Annotated in this window: 26 protein-coding genes; 15 read left to right on the top strand and 11 right to left on the bottom strand. The window is 72.9% G+C overall.

Features of this window, described 5'->3' with window-relative positions:
• Positions 1–11: 11 nt before the first annotated feature.
• Positions 12–881 (bottom strand): hypothetical protein, encoded by an 870-nt coding sequence (locus ACFZB3_RS27365; protein ID WP_391379543.1) that lies wholly within the window; start codon positions 879–881, stop codon positions 12–14.
• A 99-nt stretch (positions 882–980) separates the two neighbouring features.
• On the bottom strand, positions 981–1,478 hold the full coding sequence (locus tag ACFZB3_RS27360) for a DUF1877 family protein (RefSeq protein ID WP_391379541.1): 498 nt from the start codon (positions 1,476–1,478) through the stop codon (positions 981–983).
• A 213-nt stretch (positions 1,479–1,691) separates the two neighbouring features.
• Here ACFZB3_RS27360 and ACFZB3_RS27355 point away from each other — a divergent pair, with 213 nt between their 5' ends.
• The 4 genes from ACFZB3_RS27355 to ACFZB3_RS27340 all read left to right on the top strand — a co-directional run bounded on the left by ACFZB3_RS27355 (position 1,692) and on the right by ACFZB3_RS27340 (position 4,004).
• Positions 1,692–2,324 (top strand): sigma-70 family RNA polymerase sigma factor, encoded by a 633-nt coding sequence (locus tag ACFZB3_RS27355; protein WP_391379539.1) that lies wholly within the window; start codon positions 1,692–1,694, stop codon positions 2,322–2,324.
• 86 nt (positions 2,325–2,410) lie between these two features.
• On the top strand, positions 2,411–3,214 hold the full coding sequence (locus tag ACFZB3_RS27350; RefSeq protein ID WP_391379537.1) for a hypothetical protein: 804 nt from the start codon (positions 2,411–2,413) through the stop codon (positions 3,212–3,214).
• A gap of 175 nt (positions 3,215–3,389) precedes the next feature.
• Positions 3,390–3,533 carry a hypothetical protein gene (locus tag ACFZB3_RS27345; protein ID WP_391379535.1) on the top strand — a complete coding sequence of 48 codons (144 nt, stop codon included), beginning with the start codon at positions 3,390–3,392 and terminating at the stop codon, positions 3,531–3,533.
• Between the two features lie 105 nt (positions 3,534–3,638).
• Positions 3,639–4,004: a hypothetical protein gene (locus ACFZB3_RS27340; RefSeq protein ID WP_391379533.1), complete on the top strand. Its 366-nt coding sequence runs from the start codon at positions 3,639–3,641 to the stop codon at positions 4,002–4,004.
• Between the two features lie 43 nt (positions 4,005–4,047).
• Here ACFZB3_RS27340 and ACFZB3_RS27335 read toward each other — a convergent pair whose 3' ends face one another.
• The 4 genes from ACFZB3_RS27335 to ACFZB3_RS27320 form a co-directional block, all read right to left on the bottom strand.
• The gene (locus tag ACFZB3_RS27335; RefSeq protein ID WP_391379531.1) at positions 4,048–4,632 is read right to left on the bottom strand and encodes a TerD family protein; all 585 of its coding nucleotides are present in this window, start codon (positions 4,630–4,632) and stop codon (positions 4,048–4,050) included.
• A 115-nt stretch (positions 4,633–4,747) separates the two neighbouring features.
• On the bottom strand, positions 4,748–5,176 hold the full coding sequence (locus ACFZB3_RS27330; protein WP_391379529.1) for an arsenate reductase ArsC: 429 nt from the start codon (positions 5,174–5,176) through the stop codon (positions 4,748–4,750).
• A gap of 46 nt (positions 5,177–5,222) precedes the next feature.
• Positions 5,223–5,966 (bottom strand): aquaporin, encoded by a 744-nt coding sequence (locus ACFZB3_RS27325; RefSeq protein ID WP_391379526.1) that lies wholly within the window; start codon positions 5,964–5,966, stop codon positions 5,223–5,225.
• Entirely contained in the window at positions 5,963–6,337 is a 375-nt protein-coding gene (locus ACFZB3_RS27320; protein WP_391379524.1) for a metalloregulator ArsR/SmtB family transcription factor, read from the bottom strand. The genes ACFZB3_RS27325 and ACFZB3_RS27320 overlap by 4 nt, the downstream gene beginning before the upstream one ends.
• Positions 6,338–6,445: 108 nt before the next feature.
• Here ACFZB3_RS27320 and arsM point away from each other — a divergent pair, with 108 nt between their 5' ends.
• Positions 6,446–7,291, top strand: coding sequence for an arsenite methyltransferase (gene arsM / locus ACFZB3_RS27315; RefSeq protein WP_391379521.1), 846 nt, complete (start codon positions 6,446–6,448; stop codon positions 7,289–7,291).
• Positions 7,292–7,448: 157 nt separating this feature from the next.
• Here arsM and ACFZB3_RS27310 read toward each other — a convergent pair whose 3' ends face one another.
• Both ACFZB3_RS27310 and ACFZB3_RS27305 read right to left on the bottom strand, forming a co-directional pair.
• The gene (locus ACFZB3_RS27310; RefSeq protein WP_391379518.1) at positions 7,449–8,012 is read right to left on the bottom strand and encodes a WHG domain-containing protein; all 564 of its coding nucleotides are present in this window, start codon (positions 8,010–8,012) and stop codon (positions 7,449–7,451) included.
• A complete protein-coding gene (locus ACFZB3_RS27305; protein WP_391379516.1) occupies positions 8,005–8,841 on the bottom strand; it encodes an alpha/beta fold hydrolase in 837 nt (278 codons plus the stop codon). The genes ACFZB3_RS27310 and ACFZB3_RS27305 overlap by 8 nt, the downstream gene beginning before the upstream one ends.
• Positions 8,842–9,069: 228 nt before the next feature.
• On the opposite strand from ACFZB3_RS27305, the gene ACFZB3_RS27300 reads away from it, so the two are divergent.
• The 3 genes from ACFZB3_RS27300 to ACFZB3_RS27290 all read left to right on the top strand — a co-directional run bounded on the left by ACFZB3_RS27300 (position 9,070) and on the right by ACFZB3_RS27290 (position 12,192).
• On the top strand, positions 9,070–11,259 hold the full coding sequence (locus ACFZB3_RS27300; RefSeq protein ID WP_391379514.1) for a PQQ-binding-like beta-propeller repeat protein: 2,190 nt from the start codon (positions 9,070–9,072) through the stop codon (positions 11,257–11,259).
• A gap of 206 nt (positions 11,260–11,465) precedes the next feature.
• Positions 11,466–11,669, top strand: coding sequence for a hypothetical protein (locus tag ACFZB3_RS27295; protein ID WP_391379512.1), 204 nt, complete (start codon positions 11,466–11,468; stop codon positions 11,667–11,669).
• Positions 11,670–11,769: 100 nt separating this feature from the next.
• Positions 11,770–12,192: an SsgA family sporulation/cell division regulator gene (locus tag ACFZB3_RS27290; RefSeq protein ID WP_391379510.1), complete on the top strand. Its 423-nt coding sequence runs from the start codon at positions 11,770–11,772 to the stop codon at positions 12,190–12,192.
• A gap of 37 nt (positions 12,193–12,229) precedes the next feature.
• On the opposite strand, the gene ACFZB3_RS27285 is transcribed toward ACFZB3_RS27290, so the two are convergent.
• Positions 12,230–12,934 (bottom strand): TetR family transcriptional regulator, encoded by a 705-nt coding sequence (locus ACFZB3_RS27285; protein ID WP_391379508.1) that lies wholly within the window; start codon positions 12,932–12,934, stop codon positions 12,230–12,232.
• A gap of 349 nt (positions 12,935–13,283) precedes the next feature.
• On the opposite strand from ACFZB3_RS27285, the gene ACFZB3_RS27280 reads away from it, so the two are divergent.
• Positions 13,284–14,084 carry a DUF4239 domain-containing protein gene (locus ACFZB3_RS27280; RefSeq protein WP_391379506.1) on the top strand — a complete coding sequence of 267 codons (801 nt, stop codon included), beginning with the start codon at positions 13,284–13,286 and terminating at the stop codon, positions 14,082–14,084.
• A 128-nt stretch (positions 14,085–14,212) separates the two neighbouring features.
• Positions 14,213–16,075 (top strand): glycoside hydrolase family 15 protein, encoded by a 1,863-nt coding sequence (locus tag ACFZB3_RS27275; protein WP_391379505.1) that lies wholly within the window; start codon positions 14,213–14,215, stop codon positions 16,073–16,075.
• A 41-nt stretch (positions 16,076–16,116) separates the two neighbouring features.
• On the opposite strand, the gene ACFZB3_RS27270 is transcribed toward ACFZB3_RS27275, so the two are convergent.
• Positions 16,117–16,911 (bottom strand): glucose 1-dehydrogenase, encoded by a 795-nt coding sequence (locus ACFZB3_RS27270; RefSeq protein ID WP_391379813.1) that lies wholly within the window; start codon positions 16,909–16,911, stop codon positions 16,117–16,119.
• Between the two features lie 488 nt (positions 16,912–17,399).
• Between ACFZB3_RS27270 and ACFZB3_RS27265 the strand changes: the two genes are divergently transcribed.
• The 4 genes from ACFZB3_RS27265 to ACFZB3_RS27250 all read left to right on the top strand — a co-directional run bounded on the left by ACFZB3_RS27265 (position 17,400) and on the right by ACFZB3_RS27250 (position 21,825).
• A complete protein-coding gene (locus ACFZB3_RS27265; RefSeq protein WP_391379502.1) occupies positions 17,400–17,639 on the top strand; it encodes a 4Fe-4S domain-containing protein in 240 nt (79 codons plus the stop codon).
• On the top strand, positions 17,636–19,030 hold the full coding sequence (locus ACFZB3_RS27260) for an FAD-dependent oxidoreductase (RefSeq protein ID WP_391379500.1): 1,395 nt from the start codon (positions 17,636–17,638) through the stop codon (positions 19,028–19,030). Before ACFZB3_RS27265 ends, ACFZB3_RS27260 begins: the two co-directional genes overlap by 4 nt.
• A 26-nt stretch (positions 19,031–19,056) precedes the next feature.
• Positions 19,057–20,277 carry a cytochrome P450 gene (locus ACFZB3_RS27255; protein ID WP_391379497.1) on the top strand — a complete coding sequence of 407 codons (1,221 nt, stop codon included), beginning with the start codon at positions 19,057–19,059 and terminating at the stop codon, positions 20,275–20,277.
• 153 nt (positions 20,278–20,430) lie between these two features.
• On the top strand, positions 20,431–21,825 hold the full coding sequence (locus ACFZB3_RS27250; RefSeq protein ID WP_391379495.1) for a hypothetical protein: 1,395 nt from the start codon (positions 20,431–20,433) through the stop codon (positions 21,823–21,825).
• Positions 21,826–21,844: 19 nt separating this feature from the next.
• Here ACFZB3_RS27250 and ACFZB3_RS27245 read toward each other — a convergent pair whose 3' ends face one another.
• Positions 21,845–22,531 carry a response regulator gene (locus ACFZB3_RS27245; protein WP_391379493.1) on the bottom strand — a complete coding sequence of 229 codons (687 nt, stop codon included), beginning with the start codon at positions 22,529–22,531 and terminating at the stop codon, positions 21,845–21,847.
• A 149-nt stretch (positions 22,532–22,680) separates the two neighbouring features.
• On the opposite strand from ACFZB3_RS27245, the gene ACFZB3_RS27240 reads away from it, so the two are divergent.
• The gene (locus tag ACFZB3_RS27240) at positions 22,681–22,836 is read left to right on the top strand and encodes a DUF6131 family protein (RefSeq protein WP_391379491.1); all 156 of its coding nucleotides are present in this window, start codon (positions 22,681–22,683) and stop codon (positions 22,834–22,836) included.
• The last annotated feature ends 24 nt before the right edge of the window (positions 22,837–22,860 follow it).

The raw sequence follows: 22,860 nt of genomic DNA, 5'->3' as shown, positions 1-22,860 counted from the left end.
AGGGCCTTCGGTCACTTCACGGGCTTGTGGGACGCGGCGATGGCGCGCCCCTTGGCGGAGGGCGCGTCGGTGCCGCTGGCGGGGCTTGTGGTCGTGGTGGGGGTGGCGGTCGCGGAGGCGGTGGTTCCGGTGGGTGTCGGCGTCGGCGTCGGTGTGGTCGCGGACGTGGCGGCGGGGGTGGTCGCGGGAGTGGCCGCGGCCGCCGGCCGGTCGGGTTCGGCGGCCGTCTGCGACGCCGAGACGCGGGAGGCCCCGGCCGCCGCGCCGGAGTCCGAGCTCCCCGTCCCGCGACCCGTACCCGCGGGAGAGCCGGGGGCGGTCGCGCGGGGCGCGGCCGGGTGCGTGGTGTCCGGCAGCGGGACGAACGGAGCGCTGATGGTGGGACCGCCCAGCAGGGTGCTGACCAGCAGGGCGACATAGGCGCCGGCCGGGATCACCAGCAGCCGCGCGGCCCGCCGGACACGGCGCTGACGGCGCCCCGAGGCGTCCACGAAGACGGGGCGTGCCGGATCCTTCTCCGATGCGTCCGTCGCGTCCGTCGCGTCCGCCGTGTCCGGCGCGGCTCCGGGACGGCCGGAGCCGTCGGGGTCCGGCGGCAGCACGGTGATCACGTCACCGTGCGGGGAATCCCGCTCCGCCGGGGCGAGGTGGCCCGGTGCGGCGGCGACCAGGGGCGTACCGGCGGTGCTGCCCCCGATGCCCTCGTGCCCGTGGGCACGCCCGACGCCGACGTCGACGCCGACGCCGTGGCCGACGCCGACGCCGACGCCGACGCCGACGCCGTGGCCGTGGCCGACGCCGACGCCGTGGCTGACGCCGTGGCCGTGGCCTCCGTACGGCTCCTCGCCGTGTGCTCCGCCGCTGGCGCCCGTCCGCTGCACGACTCCTGCCCCCTCTCCCTGCCGACCGACGTGGTCGTCCGCATGGAGAGAGCGCGGCGGGCCGAAACTGTTACACCTCCCGCCCCGGGCCGCCGCTCCTCACGCCCTGGGGCGCCACTTCACCACCGCGTCCCCGCACTCGGCGGTGTACGCGTAGAACGCCCGCAGCTCCCGGTGCGTCGCGGCGAAGACGCGCCACGTCTCGGGCTCCGCGCGCACGCCGCCGTAGCGGGGCAGCAGCCCGTCCCGGGCGGAGTCCCACAGGGCGTCGAAGTCGGTCCGCTCCAGGAATCCGGCCACCCGCCGGGCCTGGGCCGCCGTGAGCACCAGCAACGGCGGCTTCCGCCGGTCGGTGCGGAGCACGGGGCGGCCGCCGAGCACCACCTGGGCCTGGGGCCGGTCCCCGGGGCCGTCCGGCGGCGCACCGGTGTAGATGCGCTCCTGGTCCAGGCAGCACTTGTCCAGCACCTCCTCGCGGCACCGGCCGACCCGGTGCCGGACGGTCCCGGCGTCGCTCGCGAAGAGCCGTTCCAGCCATGCCGGACTGTTGCGCAGTGCCGGGGCCGGTACCGCTCGCAGATGGAGGTAGGCGCTCATGTCAGAGGGAGCGCACGAGGACGCCGAAGCATCACGCGGCTCGTCGGAAACGGCACCCGGCCGGGACGGGAGAGCCCTGTGACGCCAGGGGGAGTCCTGCGGCGTTGTGACGTTTCTGTGAGCGCATGCGCTGGTCACTGTGGGGCCGTCCGTGCGACCGGAGCACGGCGGGCGACGTGGACTCGGCTGTGAACGGTGCGAACGAGGGCGATCTTGGGCCAGGTACGGCAACCCCGGCGCGTACAGGAGTACGACGGGGAACTGGGCGCGGCGGTCGCGCGAGCCCAGGACGGCGACGAGGCCGCCTTCGCGGTCGCCTACCGGATCGTGCAGCCGGGCCTGCTCGGCTACCTCCGCGGCATCGTCGGCGACGAGGCGGAGGACGTGGCGTCCGACGCTTGGCTGGAGATAGCCCGCGACCTCGGGCGGTTCAGGGGCGACGGGGCCGGCTTCCGCGGCTGGACGGCGACCATCGCCCGGCACCGGGCGCTGGACCACCTGCGCCGCCGGCGGGTGCGGCCCCAGGCCGGCGGCACCGACCAGGACGTCCTGGAGCTGGCCGGCCCGCACAACACCCATGAGCAGGCGCTGGAGTCCCTGTCCACCGAGCGGGCCCTGGAGCTGATCCGCGGGCTGCCGCGGGACCAGGCCGAGGCCGTGCTCCTGCGGGTCGTGGTCGGCCTGGACGGTCCCGCCGCCGCGCGCGCCCTGGGCAAGCGGCCGGGCGCGGTGCGCACGGCCGCCCACCGCGGCCTGAAACGTCTCGCCCGTCAGCTGGGCATCGGCGACGAGGCGGACGACGGTGTGACGGATGTGGCTCCCCGTGCGCTGGGGGAGTCGACATGAACGACAACCGCGACAGGATCGACAGGCAGGCGTCGGACTCGGGACAGCGGACGGATCGAAACGGTCGGACAGGAACGGAAGCGGACATGGGTGAACGGCTGGGCGGCGACGGCGGAGCACAGGGCCGTCGACGTGTGCGGCCCGGCGGCGCCCGGTCCGGTCTCCGGGAGGCGGACGACCATGCCGGGCCGGAGGACGCCGCGCTGGAGACGGCACTGGCCGCCGCCGTCCGCGCGGGCGATCCCGGGCCCCGGGGCGAGCAGCAGGCCGTCGCCGCGTTCCGGGCCGCCCGCGCCGCGGACGCGCACCGGGCACGGACCCGGCGCCGGGACGACTGGCGGCCGGCGGCGGACCGGCGGGCCCGGCGCCCCGCGAAACTGACGTTCGGCGTGGTCTTCGCCAGCCTCGCCCTGGGCGGTGTGGCGGTTGCGGCCATCGGTTCCGCGGGCTCCTCCGCCGACGGGGCGGGCCACGGCCGGGGAGCGGCGAGCCCCACCGCGGCCGTCTCCGGCGGGCCGGGCGCCGCGGCCCCCGCGCCGTCCTCCGGCAGCGCCCGGCCGACGGACCGGCCTGCCACCGCCCAGGACACCGAGGCCCACTGCCGGGCCTACGCGCGGGTCCAGGGACACGGCAAGGCGCTCGGAGCGACGGCCTGGCGGCGACTGGTCGCGGCGGCCGGCGGTGCGGACAAGGTCGCCGCCTACTGCGCCCAGCAGCTGACAGAGGCGACGGCCGAGCCGAGCCACTCGTCCGGCACCGCCAAGTCCGGCAAGGGGGCCGCGAACTCCGCCAACGGCAGCGCGAACTCCGCCAACGGCACCGCGGGCGACACCGGCGCCTCCGCCGACAGCCAGGCGAACGGCGGACAGGGCAACGGCAAGAACAAGTAGCCCCCGGCCTCCCCGCCGCCCTTCTCCCGGTGATCGTCCTGAACAGGTAAATGTCATGATTCGGGCGCGGAGGAGAACGAATCGGCCGAACCAGGCCGCGAACAGGGCGAAGAGCATCCCTGCCCGGTGACGATGGGTCCGGCACAGGACATCCGGACCGGATCGGGGAGGACGCATGGGCAAGCAGGTCAGGTGCGGGTCGACGCAGACCAGGACCGGCAAACGGTGCCGGAATCCGGCGATGATCGGCTACTCCCGCTGCCAGCTGCACCGAGGCGAGTGGACCCCGCCGCAGCAGAAGAAGACGAAGAAACGCTGAGCTGCGGTTCGCCGTTCGGGCGTCCCGGAACCACGGCCGGCGCCGGGACTTCCCGGAACGGGCCGCCTATGCTGGCGCTCGGCAGCACAGGGGGAGGGGCAGCCGATGGACTGGTTCTGGTGGGTTCTCATCCTCTTCTGGACGGGAGGCTTCGCATGGGTCGCCGACAACGTCCGTACCGCACTGCGCAACCGGCATGAACGGAAAGTGCAGTTGCTGGAGAGGGCGAAGCAGGAACGGCTGGCCGTCGAAGCCGCGAACCGGCCGCCGGAGCCGGTCTGCGGATGCACTCACCACCTCGCCAAGCACGACAAGCAGGGCCGGTGCCACGAGCGCGTCGAGGTGCCGACGGCCTGGGACGAGGACAAGAAGCCGCTGCGGTACGAGGCCGGCCAGTGCAACTGCCAGCAGTACGTGGGACCGCAGCCCCTGTCGCAGGTGTTCGCCGAGGACCTGACGGACCGGATCTGACGGACCGGATCTGACGTCACCGCCGCCGGGCCTCGGAGCCCCGCTACTTGCTGACGGCGAAACGCATCAGGGCGTGCTCGTCCCCCTGCTTGATCTTTCCCGTCACGTTGATCACCTCAAGCTTCCAACTGCCCCCGACCCGCATCGCCTTGGCGACCGCGCAACCGTTGTCCTGGGTGAGCAGGCTCGGCCAGATGTCGGCGACCTGCTGGGTGCTGCCCCCGGTCGCGTCGTAGACCTTGAAGCTGATGTTGCGCGCCTTCTGGAAGGAACTGCCCTTCTTGTACGCGGCGGCTATGAACACGATCGACGTGATGTTGGGCGGGATCCGGGCGAACTCGACGGTCACCGTCTCGTCGTCGCCGTCCCCGCGCCCGGTCTGGTTGTCGCCGCTGTGGACCAGCGAGCCGTTGCCCATGGGGTCGAGCGAGTCGAGACCCGCGAGACGCACCGGGTCACCCCCCTGCATGGCGATGGCGATCAGGTCGAGGTCGGTGCCGGTCTTGCGGCGCAGCTTGCCCATCACTCCGCCGCTGCTGCCGGCCGTGGGATCCCAGGAGACCCCGATGGACAGGTGGGTCACTCCGTCCAGGTCCGCCGGGCCGTCTTCCTTGGTGAGCGTGATCATGCGTGGGTCATCCTTGCCTCGGAGGGACTACAACACGCAGAGTCTGTACGGCACCTCCGTGGTTCCGCGTGCCGGGTCCGGGAACGCGCGCCGCTGCCGAGGCCGGGGCGCACCGTCAGGCGCCGGGCCGCACACCGAGGGTGGCGAGCAGGCCCCGTACCCGGCTCTCGATCTCGTCGCGGATCGGCCGTACGGCGTCGACGCCCTGTCCGGCCGGGTCGTCCAGCTGCCAGTCCAGGTAGGTCTTGCCGGGAAAGACGGGGCAGGTGTCGCCGCACCCCATCGTGATCACCACGTCCGATGCCCGGACCGCCTCCGTGGTCAGGATCTTGGGGGTCTCGGCGGAGACGTCGATGCCCACCTCGCCCATCGCCTCGACGACGGCGGGGTTGACCGTGTCCGCGGGCGCCGAGCCGGCCGAGCGGACCTCCACCGCGTCCTCGGCGAGATGGGTGAGGAAGGCGGCGGCCATCTGGGAGCGGCCGGCGTTGTGGACGCAGACGAAGAGGACGGAGGGGCGGTCGGCGGCGGGAGTGCTGGGCATGGTGGCGACTTCCTGGGCGGTGGGTCAGCGGTGGGTCGTGGGCGGGTCAGGGGAGGGTGGGAGCGGGGAGTCCGGGTTCGCCCTGAACCGAGGGCGTTTCGGGCTGTGCGGGGGCCGGGCGGCCGAAGACCGCCGCCACGAGCGCCAGTCCGAGCACCGTGCCGCCGGCCTGTGCGGCGATGAACGGTGCGACCGAGCCGGGCGCGATGCCTGCGAAGGTGTCGGTGAAGGCGCGGCCGATCGTGACCGCCGGGTTCGCGAACGACGTCGAGGACGTGAACCAGTACGCCGCGCCGATGTACGACGCCACCGCGATCGGGGCGAGAACGGCACGGCCGGTGCGGGACAGCCCGAGGACCAGCAGGACCAGGCCGGCGGTGGCGACGGCCTCGCCCAGCAGCAGGTGTCCGGCCGAGCGGTCGTGGGTGGACCACTGCACCGGCGGCCTGCCGAACATCGCGTCCGCCAGCACCGCCCCGGCCACCGCTCCCGTGAGCTGGGCGGGGACGTAGGCCGCCAGGTCGCGGGCGGTCGGTCCGTCGCCGTTACGGCGGCCGTCCAGCCAGCACGCGAGGGTGACGGCGGGGTTGAAGTGGGCGCCGGAGACCGGTCCGAGCAGCGCGACGAGCACCCCCAGGCCGAAGACGGTGGCCAGCGAGTTCGCGAGCAGTTGCAGGCCGGCGTCCCGGGTGAGGCCGGTGGCCTGGATGCCCGAGCCGACCACGACGGCGACCAGTGCCGCCGAGCCGACGGCCTCGGCCAGGGCGCGACGCGCCAGGGAGGCCCTCATGCGGGTGCTTCCGCGCCCGCCGGCGTCCGCAGGAACACGGCGAGCCGGTCGAGGGCCGGTGGCAGCACCCAGTAGTAGACCCAGGTGCCGCGCCGTTCGCAGTCGATGAGCCCGGCCTGGCGCAGGAGCTTGAGGTGGTGGGAGATGGTGGGCTGGGAGAGGTCGAAGGCGGGGGTCAGCTCGCACACGCACACCTCGCCGCCCTCGCCGCGCGCGGCGATCATCGACAGCAGCCGGAGCCGGACCGGATCCCCGAGGGCCTTGAACACCTTCGCCAGCCCGGCCGCCTGTTCCTCGTCCAGCGGCGCGGCGGTCAGCCCCGGGCAGCAGGCCGTGTCCTGGCCCAGCACCTCAAGCTCTTGTTTCGACATGCCTCTATGTTGACGTTCTTCGATCCAGAGCGCAAGGTTGCATCAACGAACGTCAATACAGGCCGTTCCGGGGCGCCGCCGTGCCCCGTCTCATCCAGGAGTGACGTCATGAGCGAGCAGTCCACCGACCTGCGCGAAACGGTCCGGGAGCGGTATGCCGCCGCAGCCGCGAAGGTCACCGGGGGCGGCAGCGCCTGTTGCGGGCCGCAGCCGGTCGAGGCCGGCGAGAACTTCGGCTCCACCCGCTATGCCGCCGACGAGCGGGCTTCCCTGCCCGCCGGGGCGGTCGCCGCGTCCCTCGGCTGCGGCAACCCCACCGCCGTCGCCGAACTCCGGGACGGGGAGCGCGTCCTGGACCTCGGCTCCGGCGGCGGCATCGACGTCCTGCTCTCCGCCCGCCGGGTCGGTCCGGCCGGCAAGGCGTACGGGCTGGACATGACCGAGGAGATGCTCGCCCTCGCGCTCGACAACGCGCGCAAGGCGGGCGCGACGAACGTCGAGTTCCTCAAGGGCACCATCGAGGCGGTCCCGCTCCCCGCGAACACCGTCGACGTGGTCATCTCCAACTGCGTGATCAACCTGTCCGTCGACAAGCCCGCCGTCTTCGCCGAGACCTTCCGCGTCCTGCGGCCCGGCGGCCGGATCGGCGTCTCGGACGTCGTCGCCGACGACACGCTCACGCCCGGACAGCGGGCCGAGCGTGGCGACCACGTCGGTTGCATCGCCGGCGCCCTGTCCTTCACCGAGTACCGAGAGGGACTGGCCGCCGCCGGTTTCACGGACATCGAGATCACTCCGACGCACCCGGTCGCCGACGGCATGCACTCGGCCGTCGTCCGCGCGGTCAAGCCCTCCGGCGCGACCGGGGCGAGGGGGCCGGCCACGACGGCCGGTACGGGCCGCGGTGTCTCCGCGTGCTGCACCTCGGGCGAACCGGCCGTGGCGGTCGACTGATCGCCCATGGTCGCGGATCCCGGACCCGGAGCGACCGGTGCGGGTACGGCGGGATCTCACGTCGGCGGGGAAGCGTCCCCGGGAAGGCGTCCCCGGGAAAGCCGCACCGGGAAAGCCGCACCGGGAAAGCGGTGCCCGTCGGTGGTGGCGGTGTCTCTCACCTGGTGCGCAGGCCCCGGTCGGCGAAGGCGATCAGCCATTCGAAGCTCTCGTCGATGTCGGAACTCCACTGGAAGCCGTTGTCCGCCTGCAGCATGGCGAAGCCGTGGCAGAGGCTGCGGAGCGTGCGCAGGGCGTGGTCCACGTCGGACTCCGGGATGTCGTAGCCGCGCAGGACGGTCAGGAACGCGCCGAGCAGCCGCTGCCCCGCGACGGCCAGCGGATCGTCGGGGCCGGACGGCTCCATGCCGATCGTCGCGGTGTAACGGCCGGGGTGCCGCAGGACGAAGGCGCGGAAGGCACGGGCCGCGGCCGCCAGGGCGGCGCGGCCCGTGTGCCCCTGGGCCGCCCCCCCGACGGCGTCCGCGGCCTCGCCCAACGCCCGGGCCGCGATGCGCCGGTTGAGGTCTTCCTGGCCGCCGACGTGCTTGTACAGGGACGGGGTGCGTACGCCCACCCGCTCGGCCAGCAGGCCCATCGTCAGGTTGGTGAAGCCCACCTCGTCGGCGAGGGCCGCACCGGCCGCGACGACGGCCGCCGGGTCCAGGCCGGCCCTAGGCACGCGCGGCGGCCGAGCGGAGGAAGGGGAGCACGAGCGAGACCACCTGGTCGGGGAACTGGTCGTGCGGGTAGTGACCGGCGCCCTCGATCATCTCCAGGGTGCCGAGGCCGGCCGGGAGGGCGCCGACGATCGCCGACCCCTCGGCGTGCGGGTCGGCCCAGTCGGGGTCGAGCGTGCCCATCACGACCAGCACCGGGCAGCGGACGTTGCCGAGCTGCGCGCCGGCGTCGGTCGGCGTGCTGCGGCCCATGCCCTGCAGGGCCTTCATCCGGCCCGGCTCGCGCAGCATGGCGTCGATACGGCCGAGGTGCCCGGCCCAGTCGGCCGGCTTCGCCCCGGGGTAGGCGACGTCGAGGTACGAACGCCAGAGCGGCACGCTGCCGAACAGGCCGGCGCCGAGCAGCCGCAGCATGCCCCGCCGGAAACGACCGACCCGCAGGTCGCCGAGCCGGATCGACTGCCGGCGGGTGAACGGCGCCAGTTCGACGACCGCGGTGACCAGCGAGGGCTCCTGCGCCGCGGCGATGGTGGCGGCGCCGCCCGAGATCGAGTGGCCGACCAGCACGGCCGGGCCGCCCAGGTGGCGGATCACGGCGAGCAGGTCGCCGGCGATGGCGGTGCGGCTCCAGGCCGGCCAGTCGGCGCTGGACTCGCCGCAGCCGCGCAGGTCGACCGCGGCGACCCGGTAGCCCGCCGCCACCAGCTGCGGGACCACGGCACGGTACGCGGCGCGGCTGTTGCCCATGCCGTGCGCGAGCACGACCAGCGGGCCGGACCCCGCCACCTCGTAAGCGATCGTGCCGCCGTCGACGGCCAGGTACTCGGTCATTGCATCCTCCAGTGGGCTAACGCTGTTAGCTTCAAGCTAATGCCGTTAGCCAAACCTGTCAACGGCGAACTGTGCTGCGGGTGCGGGTGCGGGTGCGGGTGCAGACGCAGGGCAGGGCGTGCGCGACGCCGGCGGCTGCCGCGCGACCTGCTCGCGCAACCGGCCCCGGGCGACAGGCCCTACTGTGATCCCCGTGAGGCAGGCCGGCGCTGGGGAGGATGATCGGCGATGACGCCCCTGAGCACCGGGGACCCGGAGTCCATAGGCGGCTACACCCTTCTCGGCCGGCTCGGGGCGGGCGGCATGGGGGTCGTCTACCTGGGAGTCTCCGCCTCGGGGCGGCAGGTCGCGGTCAAGCTCGTGCGCGGGGCGTATGCCCAGGAGGAGGAGTTCCGGACGCGTTTCCGGCAGGAGATCGCGGCGGCGCGCAGAGTCAGCGGCGCCTTCACCGCGCCGGTCGTGGACGCCGACCCGGACGCCGACCGGCCGTGGATGGCGACGCTCTACGTGCCGGGGCTCAACCTCGCCGAAGTCGTCGAGAAGGACGGCCCGTTGAGCCCGCGGGAACTGCGCGCGCTGGGACTGGGGCTCACCGAGGCGCTGCGCGACATCCACCGGGCGGGCCTGGTGCACCGCGACCTCAAGCCGCGCAACGTCCTGATGACCGACGACGGCCCGCGCGTCATCGACTTCGGCATATCGCGCGCGGACGACCACCAGAGCATCACCACGACCGGGCGGATGATCGGCACCCCGCCCTTCATGTCGCCCGAACAACTGGCCGCTCCCCGGGACGTCACCCCGGCCTCGGACGTCTTCTCGCTGGGGTCGCTGCTGGTCTTCGCGGCTGTCGGTACCGGACCGTTCGACGCCGACAGCCCGTACATCACCGGCTATCAGGTGGTGCACGGGACCCCGGACCTCGACGGGGTGCCCGAGGCGTTCCTGGGCATCGTCGAGCGCTGCCTGGACAAGGACCCCGCCGCCCGGCCGGAACTGACGGACATTCACCGCATGCTCCGGGCGCTGCCGGACTCCGCCACCACCGTGTCCCCGGGCGCCGGGCAGGCCGCCGCGAAGCCCCGCAGCCGCCCCGCTCCGGGGAGCGCGGCCGCCACGTCCGCGGGCGTCACGTCCGCGGCCACCACGTCCGCGGCCGCCACGGCCGACTCAGGCACAGGTACCGGCAAGCGACGCCGGGCCCGGATGCTGCTCGCCGGCCTCGGGGCGGTGCTGGCCGTCGCCGTGCTGGGGGTCGTGGCGGGCGACCTGGTGTCCGGTCCGGCCACCGGCACCGTCTCCGGTGCCGCCACGTCCACCGCCCGTACCGCGTCGCTGCCCGACGGCTGGCGGCCGTGGCAGAAGCCGCTGCGGTACGACGTGCAGGGCATCCCCCTCGACTACGACAGCCCCGGATGCGTGGCGGCGGGAAGCGCCCTGTTCTGCGGCGGTACGGGCTTCACGGCCGCCAGGATCGACGCGTCCTCCGGCCGCACCCTGTGGCGGACCGGCACCCGTCCTCAGGGGGTGCGGCCGATCGGCGTCCGCGACGGGCTGGTCTACGTGTACGAGGACCCGGACGACAGGACCCGGCGCGTGGTGGCCCTCGACGCCGGCACCGGGCACCCGCGGTGGCGGCGCGACATCAGCAAGTCCGAGGAGGCGGCCCTCTATGACGGCGGGCTGCTGACCCTGGCTCCCGACTCCTCGTCGTTCGTCGCCTACGGGCCGTCCGGCAAGGAGCTGTGGCGGGCGCCCTCGCTGGACGAGTACTGCACCCCGTCGGTGCTGGGCGGCGCCCCCTACGCCCTGTGCACGCAGGGCACCGAGGCGGGCCAGGCGCCGGTCGAACTGATGAGGCTCGGACCCGGCAGCCTGACGGAGACCGCCACCCTGCCCAGGAAGTCGGTGGCGCTCGGGGCGGTCGGCGGGCAGCCCCTGTTCCTCGCCCCGCAGACCGCGAAGGACGTGTACGAAGCCGGGTACGAGCGGCCGTACAACGCACTGCTGCGGGTGGCCCCGGACACCGGTCGGGTCAGGCGGATCCCGCTGGCCCGTCCGCTGACCGGCGCGGCCACCCTGGTGGACGGCGTCGTCTACTTCGTCCGGTCCGACGGGTCGGTCACCGCGGTGTCGGCGGACAGCGGCAGGCAGCTCTGGCGGAAGGTGACGGACGTGGAGAGCCTGTCCGCGCCCGCGGTGTCGGCGACGTACGGGCGGGTCTACTTCGCCAACCGTTTCGGCCGTCTGCTGGCGCTGGACAGCCGCACCGGGGCGGAGGTCTGGCGCACCTCCGCGCTGGACGACCCCGGGGACAAGACGCAGAGCTATCCGCCGAGCGTGCTGCTGGTCGAGGACGCGATCGTCGCGATGGCCGGCGACACGGCCTTCTCCCGGAGCCCGGACGGGCCCGCCTGATGCGGTCTGCCTGATCCGGTCTGCCTGATCCGGCCCCGTCTGTCCCTCTCCTGTGACGGGCTTCACCGCAAACATGAGGCACCCCTCAAGTACGCTGGTCAACGCTGAACATGAGGGACCCCTCCGGATGCCTCGCGGTTCGGCACCCGGCCGGTCCGGAGTCTCCGGGCCGCCGCACCGCACAGGGAAACGGCAAGGAAATGACCATGAACAGGTGGATCAAGCGCCTCTCGATCTCCGTCGCTGCCACGGCCGTGGCCGGCGGGGCCCTTCTCGGAGCCGGCGGCTCGGCGTCGGCGGCGACCACCTCGGGACCCGCGGCCCACGCGCGGCCTTCGAGCGCGGCGGTCGCCACCGCCGCCGACCGCTGGTACCTGGACCAGGTCGCCTGGTACCTGCACCAGCGCTGATGCGACCCCTCACCGCGCTGATGCGACCGCACGCCGCGCCGGCGCCGGGCCCGGTCCGCAGGGATCGGGTGCCGGCGGCAGGACGCAGGAGTGAGGGACAGTGAGATCGGTCGGGACCGTCGCGTACGAGCTGCCCGTGGAGCTGGTCCTGTCCCCCGACCTGTCGGTGCCGATGCACGCGGCACTGCACTACGAGGCGGACGACCCCTATGCCGTCCGTACCGTCTTCCACCCTCCGGGCCAGGACCGGACGGTCGAGTGGTTCTTCGGCCGCGACATGCTGGCCGAGGCGCTGCACGGGCGCACCGGGCAGGGGGACGTGCACATGTGGCCGGCCACCGACGCGGGACGCGACCTGGTCCTCGTCGCCCTGCGCTCACCCGCGGGGTCGGCCCTGCTCGAACTCCCCGCGCGGGGTGTGGAGTCCTTCCTGCGCGAGACGTGGTCCGTGGTGCCGCCGGGGTCCGAGTCCGGCCGGCTCGGCCTGGACGCGGAGCTGGCACAGCTGCTGGCGGGAAACTGAGCGCTGCCGCCGTCCGGCGGGCCTCAGCCGCTGCGGCTCAGGCCTCCTCGTGGCACTCGTGGCACTCCTGTTCGGGGCACTCCAGAGTGGTGAGGGTCCGGTCGACCTGCTCGGGGGTCAGCGGCGGCTCCGGCAGCTCATGGGCGCACTGGGCACGGAACGCGTCGAGCAGCAGGTGAAGGTGGCGGCGCCAGGCGTTGGGGGCGACGGCGCGTGTGGCCTGGATGATCCCGGCCTGGGACCAGATCACGAACGCGAGGTCCTCCGGGGTGACGTCGTCGCGGAGGACGCCCTGCTCCTGGGCGGCGCGGAAGATCTGTGCGGCCCGTTCCTCCGCGCGCTCGAACATCCCCCTGCCGAGCGCGTGCAGCGGGAGCCGGGCCGAGACCAGGTCGTTGAAGGCGCGGTCGCAGGCCTGCAGCTCGCAGAGCTTCTCCAGGTAGTGGCAGAACCCTTCCCAGGCGTCGTCCATGGCGGCGGCCTCTTCGGCCGCGGCCAGCAGATCCGTGAACTTCGCGGTGAAGAGCTCCTCGACCAGGTCGAGCCTGCGGGGGAAGTGCCGGTAGAGCGTCCCGATCGCGACGCCCGCCTCGCGGGCGACGCCCTCCAGGGAGGCTTCCAGCCCCTGCTCGGCGAAGGCCTTGCGGGCGGCGGCCACGATCGCGTCCCTGTTGCGCTGCGCGTCACGGCGCAGCGGCTTGGCCGGCGCCTGGGACGCGGACAGGACGTGCTGGGGGCTCATGCGTCCAGGCTAACATGAGGGGCCCCTCGAATTCGGGATGTGGCCCTGCTCACGGCATGGACGCGTCACCCGCCGTCTCGGACGGCATCCCCGCCGCGTGGGGGGCGGCGGGCGTACAACCGCCGCGACGGCTGCGCAAACCGCAGTCCGCCCGCCGGGACGCGGCGACGGATCTCCGGGGTGCGGGAAACTCCGGGCCGCGCCGGCCTGCTCCGGCTGATCGACGAGCGGTCGACGGGCGGTCGACCGCGGCGTGCTCACTCGGTGGTGTGAACTTCTTCCCGCGCGCCCTCAGTTGTGCGCGGAGCTGCGGTTTCGGGCCGTCGCGCCCGGCCTAGACTCCGGGCCCATGTCGCTCTGGCTGCTCAACCACTTCAGTACCTTCACGCTCGCCGTCGTCACCGTCGGCGGCACCGTCGTCCTGGCCGTCGCCGGCAGCGTGCTGCTGCGGCGCAGGTATCCGTCGCTGGCCGGCGGGGAGCACAACGACATGGTGGGGGTGACGCTGGGGATGTTCGGCGCCATCTACGGGATCATCCTCGCGTTCGTGATCGTCACGCTGTGGACGCAGCTGGAGGACACCCAGACCATCGTCGCCGCCGAGGCCACCGACGCGGCGCTCATCACCCGGGACGCGGCCGCGTTCCCGGCGGCGGTGCGGGCCCGCCTCGACTCCGCCGTGGGCGGCTACGTCCACGCGGTCGTCGAGGACCAGTGGCCGCGGATGCGCGCGGGGCACCCCAGCTACGGCGCCACGGAGACCCATCTCCGGTCCGCCTTCCAGGTGTTGCAGACGTACGACCCGAAGACCGAGCAGGAGCAGGTCTTCTACGAGCAGACCGTCAGCCATCTCGACGACGTCGCCGCCCAGCGGCGCGCCCGCATCACCATGGCCCGCCAGGAACTGCCCCCGCTGCTCCAGGTGCTGGCCGTCGGCGGCGCCCTCGTCCTGGTCCCGCTCACGTTCCTGTTCGGCATGCGCAAACTGAGAGTCCAGATCCTCTTCGTCGCCTCGGTCGCCGGGCTCGTCGGCTTCAGCCTGCTGCTGGTCTTCGTCCTGGACCGCCCCTTCTCCGGCGACCTCAGCGTCAGCCCGGCCCCGTACCGGGAAGGGGCCCTCGCCCAGTACTGGCCGGACCCGCAGCGCTGAGCGCGGCAGCGCGTCCCCCCGTCTCCGGCCGATGACGTACGGGACCGCCCGACGAGCCGGGGCAGGGGCCCCGGCATAGGCTGATCGGGGGGCATTCGGGTGAATCGCACACCGGAAGGGGCGCCCCGATGGACGACTACCCGCTGATCGAGAACCACGGGCTGATCGGCGACCTGCAGACCGCCGCGCTGGTCACCACCGACGGCGCGGTCGACTGGTTCTGCTCCCCCCGGTTCGACTCGCCGAGTGTGTTCGGGGCGCTGCTGGACAAGGACAAGGGCGGCCACTGCACGGTCCGGCCGGCGCACCCGACCTACTCGACCAAGCAGTTGTACCTGCCCGACACGGCGATCCTGGTGACCCGGTTCATGACCGAGGCGGGCGCCGGCGAGGTGGTCGACTTCATGCCCGTGACCGGCACGACGGCCACGGACCGGCACCGGCTGGTGCGCCTGGTCCGCTGTGTGCGCGGCACCATGACCTTCGAGGTGGAGATCGCCCCCCGGTTCGACTACGGGCTCATGAAGCACCAGTTGCACATCACCCCGCACGGCGCGGTCTTCGCCGCGGAGGACGGCACGGAACTCACCGTGCACCCCGTCCGGGAGCCGGAGGACCCCCGGCTCGCGGACGTGCTGACGTACCGGGACGCCGACCTCCAGGTCACGATCACCCTGGCCGCCGGCGAGCAGCGCGGCCTGATCCTGGAGACGGGTGCCGAGGCACCGCCCCGGGAGATCCGGCGGGCCGAGCACGAACAGCTCTTCGACGAGACGGCGGCGTTCTGGCGGTCCTGGCTGGCGCAGTCCACCTACACCGGGCGCTGGCGGGAGGTGGTGGAGCGGTCCGCGATCACGCTGAAGCTCATGACCTTCGCCCCGAGCGGCGCGGTGGTGGCCGCCCCCACGGCGGCGCTCCCGGAACAGCTGGGCGGCGAGCGCAACTGGGACTACCGCTTCACCTGGATCCGGGACGCCTCCTTCTCCGTGTACGCCCTGCTGGGGCTGGGTTTCACGGAGGAGGCGAGGGCGTTCATCAGCTGGCTGGGCGACCGGGTCAAGGAGGGGGCCGGCGGCGACCGGAGCACGGGCCCGCTCGACATCATGTACAAGGTCGACGGCTCCTCCGACCTGAGCGAGCAGATCCTCGGCCACTGGGAGGGCTACGCGGGCTCCGCCCCGGTGCGGATCGGCAACGGCGCCGCCACCCAGCTCCAGCTGGACATCTACGGCGAGGCCCTGGACAGCATCTACTTCGCGCACCGGCACGGCTTCACGGTCGGGTACGGGGGCTGGACCTCGCTGCGGACGGACCTGGACTGGCTGGCCGACCACTGGGACCAGGCGGAGGAGGGCATCTGGGAGACCCGCGGCGGCCGCCAGGACTTCACGTACGGCCGGGTGATGTCGTGGGTGGCGTTCGACCGGGCGCTGCGCCTCGCCGAGTCGAAGGGGTGGCCGGCGGCGGCCGGCCGCTGGCAGGCCGAACGGGACGCCGTCTACGAGCAGGTCATGGCCAGGGGCTGGAGCGAGGACCGGCAGGCCTTCGTCCAGCACTACGGCAGCGGGGTCCTGGACTCCTCGCTGCTGCGGATGGCGACGGTCGGGTTCCTCACCCCCGGGGACCCCATGTGGTCGGCCACCCTGGACGCCATGGAGCAGGAGCTGGTCAGCGACAGCCTGGTCTACCGGTACGACCCCGACGCCTCGCCGGACGGCCTGCGCGGCTCGGAGGGCACCTTCTCGCTCTGCACGTTCATGTACGTCGACGCCCTGGCACGCGCGGGCCGGACCGACCGGGCGCGGCTGGTGTTCGAGAAGATGATGGGGTACGCCAACCACCTGGGCCTGTACTCCGAGGAGATCGACCCGACGGGACGTCAGCTCGGCAACTTCCCGCAGGCGTTCACCCACCTCGCCCTCATCGACTCGGCCCTCACCCTGAACGAGGCCCTCGACAGCCGGCGGTCCGGGCTCGTCCAGCACGCCTAGGGGCGCCCCGGCACGTCGGCCGCCGGAGTCAGCCGCCGGTGTCAGCCGCCGGTGGCGAAGCCCGGGAAGAGCGTCATCCCGCCGTCGACGTACAGGGTGGTGCCCACGACGTAGTCCATGAGGTCGGAGGCGAGGCCCACGGCCGCGTAGCCGATGTCCTCGGGGTCGCCGATGCGGTCGTAGGGGATCAGCCGCAGCAGGTCCTCCCGGGCCTGGGGCGTCTCCCAGGCGCTGCGGTTGATGGGGGTCCTGATGGCCCCGGGGGCGATCGCGTTCACGCGGATCTTCTTCGGCGCGAGTTCCTGGGCCAGCGTCTCCATCATCATCTGCACGCCGCCCTTGGAGGAGGCGTAGTTGACGTGCCCGGCCCAGGGGATGATCTGGTGCACCGAACTCATGCAGATGATCTTCCCGGCCGCGCGCGACACCTCGGGTACGACACCCCGGCGCAGGAACTCCCTGGTCGCCTCGCGGGCGCACAGGAACTGACCGGTGAGGTTGACGTCCAGGACCTTCTGCCACTGGGCGAGGGTCATGTCGGTGAACGGGGCGTCCCGCTGGAGTCCCGCGTTGGCGACCAGGATGTCGATCGTCCCGAACTCCTCGACCATCCGGTCCGTCATGGCGACGACCTGCTGCTCGTCGGAGACGTCCGCCTCGTAGGCGGCGGCCCGGACCCCGAGGCCGGTGAGCTCCTCGACCACCTGCTCGGCCTCCTCGCGGCCGGCCACGTAGTTGACGACGACGTCGGCTCCCGCCCGGCCCAGGGCGACGGCCGTCGCCCTGCCGATGCCGGAGTTCGCGCCGGTCACCAGGGCCTTCTGCCCGCGCAGCAGATGCGCGGGGAGCACGCCCCGGGCCGCGCCGGACGCACCGGCCGTCCCCTCGGTGGAACTCACGATGTCCTGCTCCTCCACTGCGTGCCCGCCCGCGCCGGGCCCGTCGCCCGGAGGTCCGGGCATCAGACAAGCACCGGGGTCCGGCGGCGGCATCCCGGGGCGGACCGCGTTGCGCTGCGCGGCGGAGGATCTTCGCCCGGCCGGGGTCCGGGCCGCCGCACTTCCCGGGGTGCGGGCGAGGGGTGCGCGGCATACGCTGATCGGGTGAAATAGCAGGATATTCGGGCGTTCTCGGCGCCGCCCGGCGCCGCCCGTCGCCCCCGCGCGACGGGCGACGGTGCGGCGGCGCACCGCGACGACCGGTCTTTCCCGCTTTTCTCTCGCGCGTTCTCTCTCGCGATCACGCGATCACCAGATTCCTCCTGCGGAGACCCGACGGGTTCGGTGCGCCGCCTCCGCAGCCTGCAGCCCCTGTGGAGGCCGGGATGCGAGTCGTCGTTGATCTTTCCCGATGCGAAGGGTATGCGCAGTGCGCGTTCCTGGCCCCGGACGCGTTCCGGATGCACGGCGAGGAAGCGCTGATGTACGACCCCGACCCCGACGACGCCCAGCGTGACCGGGTGCTGCGCGCCGCGGCGGCCTGCCCGGTGCAGGCGATCCTGGTCGACCGGCTGGAAGGGCGGCCGGAGCGCCCGGCGGCACGGTTGGCGGCGTCGGGGTCATGACCAGCGCCGACAACCTGCGCGCGTTCCGGCGCGACGGCCGCATCGTGATCGTCGGGGCGTCGCTGGCCGGACTGCGGGCCGCGGAGTCCCTGCGGGACGAGGGTTTCACCGGATCGCTGACGATGATCGGCGACGAACTGGGCGAGCCCTACGACCGTCCCCCCTTGTCCAAGCAGGTCCTGACCGGATGGGTGCCCGCCGACGGCACCACGCTGCCGCGCCGGCGCGACATCGACGCGGAGTGGCTGCTGGGCGTGCCCGCGAGCGGTCTCGACCTGGCCACCGACCATGTGCGGCTCGCCGACGGACGCGAGGTCCCCTTCGACCGGGTGCTGATCGCCACCGGGGTACGGGCCCGGCCCTGGTTCGTCGAGTCCGAGGCGGCGCTGGACGGGGTGTTCGTGGTCCGGACCCGCGAGCACGCCGAGGGCCTGCAGCGGGCCCTGGCCGCCGGGCCCTCCCGGGTGCTGGTCATCGGTGCGGGGTTCACCGGCTCCGAGATCGCCTCCATCTGCCGGGAACGGGACATCCCGGTGACCGTCGCCGAACTCGCGCCGTACCCGCTGGTCGGGGCGCTCGGCGCGATGATCGGCGAGGTGGCGGCGGAGATGCAGCGCGCCCACGGCGTCGACCTGCGGTGCGGCGTCAAGGTCACCCAGCTGGAGGGCGACGCCCAGGGGCGGCTGCGCCGGGCCCACTTCGACGACGGCAGCACCGTCGACGCCGACGTGGCCGTGGTCGCGCTCGGCGGCATCCGCAACACCGAGTGGCTGCGGGGCTCCGGACTGGCGGCGGGGGTCTGGGGCGTCGCCTGCGACACCGGCTGCCGTGCCATGGACCTCAACGGGCTGATCACCGACGACGTCTTCGTCGCCGGGGACGTGGCACGCTGCCCGAACCCGGTCTACGAGTACCGTCTCATCTCGCTGGAGCACTGGGCCAACGCCGTGGAGCAGGCCGAGGTCGCCGCCCACAACATGGTCCACGGGCAGGCGGAGCGCTGGCCCCACCTGTCCATCCCGCGGTTCTGGTCGATCCAGTTCGGCGTCAACATCAAGTCCGTCGGTGTGCCCACCTTCGCCGACGAGGTGGTCGTCACCCAGGGATCGGTGTCCGACCACCGCTTCGTCGCCGCGTACGGCTACCAGGGCCGGGTCACCGCGGCGGTCACCTTCAACAACGCGAAGTGGCTGGACCACTACCGGCGTCTCATCGAGACGGCCGCGCCCTTCCCGCCGCCCTGCCCCACGCCGGACCAGCCCGTCGACTCCAAGCCGGTGCCCGTCGACTTCCCCGGCCCGACCCTGCTCGCCCAGGGTGCCACCGTGGTCGTCACCGGACACGACCCGGGTGAGCGACGCGTCACGGCCGCGCACCAGCACTGCCGGTAGGCCCAGGCCCAGGAAAGGACAGCGAGATGACCACGACCGAGGCCCCCGACACACTGCGCCGGATCCTCGACTACTCCTCCCGGGCCGACCCGTACCCGCTCTACGCCGAACTGCGCAGGACCCCGGTGGCCCGGCAGGACGACGGCAGCTACGTCATCAGCACGTACCGCGAGCTGGAGGACGTCCTGCACAACCCGCACCTGAGCTCCGACGTCCGCAACCTGGCGCATCCGATGCCCTCGGCCGAGGGCACGACCACGCCCGCGTTCATCAACATGGACCCGCCCGAGCACGACCGGCTGCGGCGGATGGCGATGCGCCACTTCGGCCCCCCGCACGCCCCGGGACTGGTGACCGGCCTGGAACCGGCCCTGGCCGACACCGTCGGCGGGCTGATCGACGACGTCGCGGGCCGGGAGCGGATCGACATCGTCGACGACCTCGCCTACCCGTTCCCCGTCACGGTGATCTGCCACCTGCTCGGCGTGCCGCGCGAGGACGAGCCGCGGTTCCGGGTGTGGGTGAACGACGTCATCAACGCGATCGACTACGACGCCAGGACCGACCCGCAGGAGAAACTCGACAACGGCGTGCGCGCCCGCCAGGAGCTGCGCCAGTACCTCGGCGGACTGGTGGAGCAGCGCCACGGCCACCCGAGCGACGACCTGCTGTCCCGGCTGGCCAACGACGACGGGCCGGACGGGCGGATGACCGACGAGGAGATCATCAGCACCGCCAACCTGCTGCTGATCGCCGGCCACGAGACCACCGTCAACCTCATCACCAACGGCATGCTGACCCTGCTGCGCCACCCGCAGCTGCTGCGCCGGCTGCGTGACGAACCGGACCTGGTGGTGCCGCTGGTCGAGGAACTCCTGCGCTACGAGCCGCCCGTGCACATCATTCCCTGGCGGGCGGCGTACAGCGACATCACCGTCGCCGACACGGTCATCCCCAAGGGCTCGCAGATCATGCTGATGCTGGCCTCGGGCAGCCGCGACCCGGACCGCTTCCACGACCCGGACCGCTTCGACCCCGACCGGCGCGACAACCAGCACCTCGGCTTCGGCAGCGGCATCCACCTCTGCTTCGGCGGCCCGCTGGCCCGCCGCGAGGCCCAGATCGCGCTGGGCGAACTCTCCCGCCGACTCGACCACCCCACCCTGGTCACCGACCCGCCCCCGTACCGGCGCAGCCCCGTCCTCCGGGGTCCGATCCATCTGCAGGTCGAGCAGAACGGCGGTTAGCGCACCGGCCGGGACCGCCGGTCCCGCGTGCGGATCGCTCAACCCCCTTAATTCCCATGCGACTTGTCGCGCCACGCCCATACGATCCCTCCGCTGCCCGTACACCAGTGCGCATTCGCGTCACGTTGCGGGCACCCAAACGGGAGGGACCACTTGACCATCTCCTTCGGCGCGCGCCCGCGTGCCGTCCTCGCTCTGCTGGGAACACTCGGCCTGTCGCTGGCCGCCGCCGCATCGCCCGCGAACGCGGCCGACGGAGCGCCCACCACGCCCACCCAGCTCTTCAACGGCTACCGGAACTGCTCGACCGACGCGGACCGGCCCACGTACCTTTCGGCTCTCGGCAACGTTGTCGTCGAGGGCATCCCCGGCACCACGGACGCCACCGGCAACTCCCCGCTCAGCGTGCGGTACCAGGCCTGGCCGGTCGCCGACCCGTCGCGGACCGAGACGGTCACCCATGACCGCGCCACCCCCGGCGACGAGGCCAGGAGCCTCCTGCCGGGCGACATGCTCGCCGACGGGCAGACCTACGCGTGGCGGGCGCAGACCGTGGCCGGGGACGCGGCCTCGGACTGGTCCGCCCCCTGCTACGTCACGATCGACGACACCCGCCCCGCGAGCACGCCGTCCGTCACCTCGCCGAACTATCCGCCGAACCGGTGGAACCAGGGCGGCGACCCGGTCAGGTTCACGTTGAGCGCCAACGGCGACGACGACGTCACCGGGTTCCAGTTCTCCTGGACACAGCCCGTCCCGGTCATCGTCCTCGCGGACTTCGGCGACCACGGCGTCCCGCGGCCCCGCGACGTGTACGCGGATTCAGCACACTTCGTGCGCGCCGATGCCCCCGGCGGTTCGGCCACGGTCGACCTGGTTCCGCCGTACGGTGGCGGCGGGACCCTGTCGGTGCAGAGCCTTGACCGGGCCCTCAACCCGTCGGACACGGCCAGTTACAGTTTCCTCGTCGGCAACACGGCACCCACCATCACCCCGTCCGACCCCTCGCCCGAGTTCGGCGACACGACCACGTTCACGCTCCGGCCCGACGCCGGGCTGCAGTCCAGGAGCCCGGTCGTCAGCTACTCCGTGCACACCTTCAACGGCCCGGACGGCGACCGGACCTTCGACGTAGTGGCGGCGGCCGACGGCACGGCGACGACGGAGCTCACCATCGACGGCATCACCGGTGAGCACGTCACGGTGACCAGCAGGAGCGCCAACGGCTGGGTCAGTGACCCGACGTTCTGGGACATCGACTACGACACGACACCCACCGTCGCCTCCGAGGTCTACCCCGAGGACGGTTCCGGCGGCGGTGCGGGCGTCCCGGGCACCTTCACGTTCACGCCGAAGGTGCAGGGCGTCGTGAGCTACACGTACGCCTTCGACACGGAGCCGGAGGCCACGGTCGCCGCGGGAGCCGACGGCACCGCGAGCGTCGACTGGGCCCCGGACTCGGCCGGCTCCCACAGCCTTGAGGTCTACGCGACCACCCGCTCCGGCATCCGGCTGCTCGCCTACGACTACTCCTTCACCGTGAACTGACCCGGCGGACCGGCTCCCCTCACCTTCCCGTGCGTCCGGTGTGCCACCGCGTGTCGATGCGGTACCCGGCGCCGGGAACGGTGGCGATGAGCCAGGGCTCGCCGAGCCGTTTGCGCAGCGCCGAGACGGTGATGCGCACGGCGTTGGTGAACGGGTCGGCGTTCGCGTCCCACGCGCGTTCCAGGAGCTCCTCGGCGCTGACCACACCGCCCTCGGCGCCGACCAGGACTTCGAGCACGGCGAACTGCTTCCTGGTCAGCGCGACATACTGCCCGTCCCGGTGGACCTCCCGGCGGAACGGGTCCAGCCGCAGCCCCGCGATCTCCCGTACCGGGGGCCTGTTGTGGGCGCGCCTGCGGTCGAGTGCCCGGAGCCGGAGCGCGAGTTCCTGGAGCTCGAAGGGTTTCGTGAGGTAGTCGTCGGCGCCGAGTTCGAAGCCGGACGCCTTGTCGTCGAGACGGTCGGCCGCGGTGAGCATGAGGATCGGCATACCGCTGCCGGAGGCGACGATGCGTCTGGCGACCTCGTCCCCCGAGGGGCCGGGGATGTCGCGGTCGAGGACGGCGATGTCGTAGCTGTTGACGCCCAGCAGTTCCAGAGCCGTACCGCCGTCCCCCGCGATGTCGGCGGCGATCGCCTCCAGGCGCAGGCCGTCGCGGATGGCCTCCGCCAGATAGGGCTCGTCCTCGACGATCAGCACACGCATGCCGTCGAGGCTACGGGCCGGTACCTATGGCCGGCGTATCGAAAAACCCGTACGCGGCGGCAGCGACCGCGCCGCATCCGGAATGACCTCGCCGCCCCGGGGCACCCGGAACCCGACAGAGGTCATGGAACGCGCTAGGAGGTACGGTCATGATCGCTCTCGGCATCGTCCTGCTCGTCGTCGGATTCGTCACGGGCATATCCGTCCTGTGGACGCTGGGCGTCATCCTGCTCGTCGTCGGCGCCGTCTTCTGGATCATGGGATCCCTGGGGCACTCGGTCGCCGGCCGGCGTCACTACTGGTGAGCGTGCCGGCGCTCCGCCACCGGG

Source organism: Streptomyces sp. NPDC008092, assembly GCF_042957285.1.
Lineage (GTDB): Bacteria > Actinomycetota > Actinomycetes > Streptomycetales > Streptomycetaceae > Streptomyces.
This window is presented reverse-complemented; position numbering and strand designations above follow the sequence as displayed.

Coding starts and splice junctions, on each gene's coding strand:
- ACFZB3_RS27265 (WP_391379502.1), top strand. CDS start 17,400: ATGCGAGTCGTCGTTGATCTTTCCCGATGCGAAGGGTATGCGCAGTGC.
- ACFZB3_RS27300 (WP_391379514.1), top strand. CDS start 9,070: ATGACGCCCCTGAGCACCGGGGACCCGGAGTCCATAGGCGGCTACACC.
- ACFZB3_RS27285 (WP_391379508.1), bottom strand. CDS start 12,934: ATGAGCCCCCAGCACGTCCTGTCCGCGTCCCAGGCGCCGGCCAAGCCG.
- ACFZB3_RS27280 (WP_391379506.1), top strand. CDS start 13,284: ATGTCGCTCTGGCTGCTCAACCACTTCAGTACCTTCACGCTCGCCGTC.
- ACFZB3_RS27345 (WP_391379535.1), top strand. CDS start 3,390: ATGGGCAAGCAGGTCAGGTGCGGGTCGACGCAGACCAGGACCGGCAAA.
- ACFZB3_RS27240 (WP_391379491.1), top strand. CDS start 22,681: ATGATCGCTCTCGGCATCGTCCTGCTCGTCGTCGGATTCGTCACGGGC.
- ACFZB3_RS27255 (WP_391379497.1), top strand. CDS start 19,057: ATGACCACGACCGAGGCCCCCGACACACTGCGCCGGATCCTCGACTAC.
- ACFZB3_RS27295 (WP_391379512.1), top strand. CDS start 11,466: ATGAACAGGTGGATCAAGCGCCTCTCGATCTCCGTCGCTGCCACGGCC.
- ACFZB3_RS27325 (WP_391379526.1), bottom strand. CDS start 5,966: ATGAGGGCCTCCCTGGCGCGTCGCGCCCTGGCCGAGGCCGTCGGCTCG.
- ACFZB3_RS27320 (WP_391379524.1), bottom strand. CDS start 6,337: ATGTCGAAACAAGAGCTTGAGGTGCTGGGCCAGGACACGGCCTGCTGC.
- ACFZB3_RS27245 (WP_391379493.1), bottom strand. CDS start 22,531: ATGCGTGTGCTGATCGTCGAGGACGAGCCCTATCTGGCGGAGGCCATC.
- ACFZB3_RS27305 (WP_391379516.1), bottom strand. CDS start 8,841: ATGACCGAGTACCTGGCCGTCGACGGCGGCACGATCGCTTACGAGGTG.
- ACFZB3_RS27260 (WP_391379500.1), top strand. CDS start 17,636: ATGACCAGCGCCGACAACCTGCGCGCGTTCCGGCGCGACGGCCGCATC.
- ACFZB3_RS27360 (WP_391379541.1), bottom strand. CDS start 1,478: ATGAGCGCCTACCTCCATCTGCGAGCGGTACCGGCCCCGGCACTGCGC.
- ACFZB3_RS27275 (WP_391379505.1), top strand. CDS start 14,213: ATGGACGACTACCCGCTGATCGAGAACCACGGGCTGATCGGCGACCTG.
- ACFZB3_RS27340 (WP_391379533.1), top strand. CDS start 3,639: ATGGACTGGTTCTGGTGGGTTCTCATCCTCTTCTGGACGGGAGGCTTC.
- ACFZB3_RS27350 (WP_391379537.1), top strand. CDS start 2,411: ATGGGTGAACGGCTGGGCGGCGACGGCGGAGCACAGGGCCGTCGACGT.
- arsM (WP_391379521.1), top strand. CDS start 6,446: ATGAGCGAGCAGTCCACCGACCTGCGCGAAACGGTCCGGGAGCGGTAT.
- ACFZB3_RS27335 (WP_391379531.1), bottom strand. CDS start 4,632: ATGATCACGCTCACCAAGGAAGACGGCCCGGCGGACCTGGACGGAGTG.
- ACFZB3_RS27330 (WP_391379529.1), bottom strand. CDS start 5,176: ATGCCCAGCACTCCCGCCGCCGACCGCCCCTCCGTCCTCTTCGTCTGC.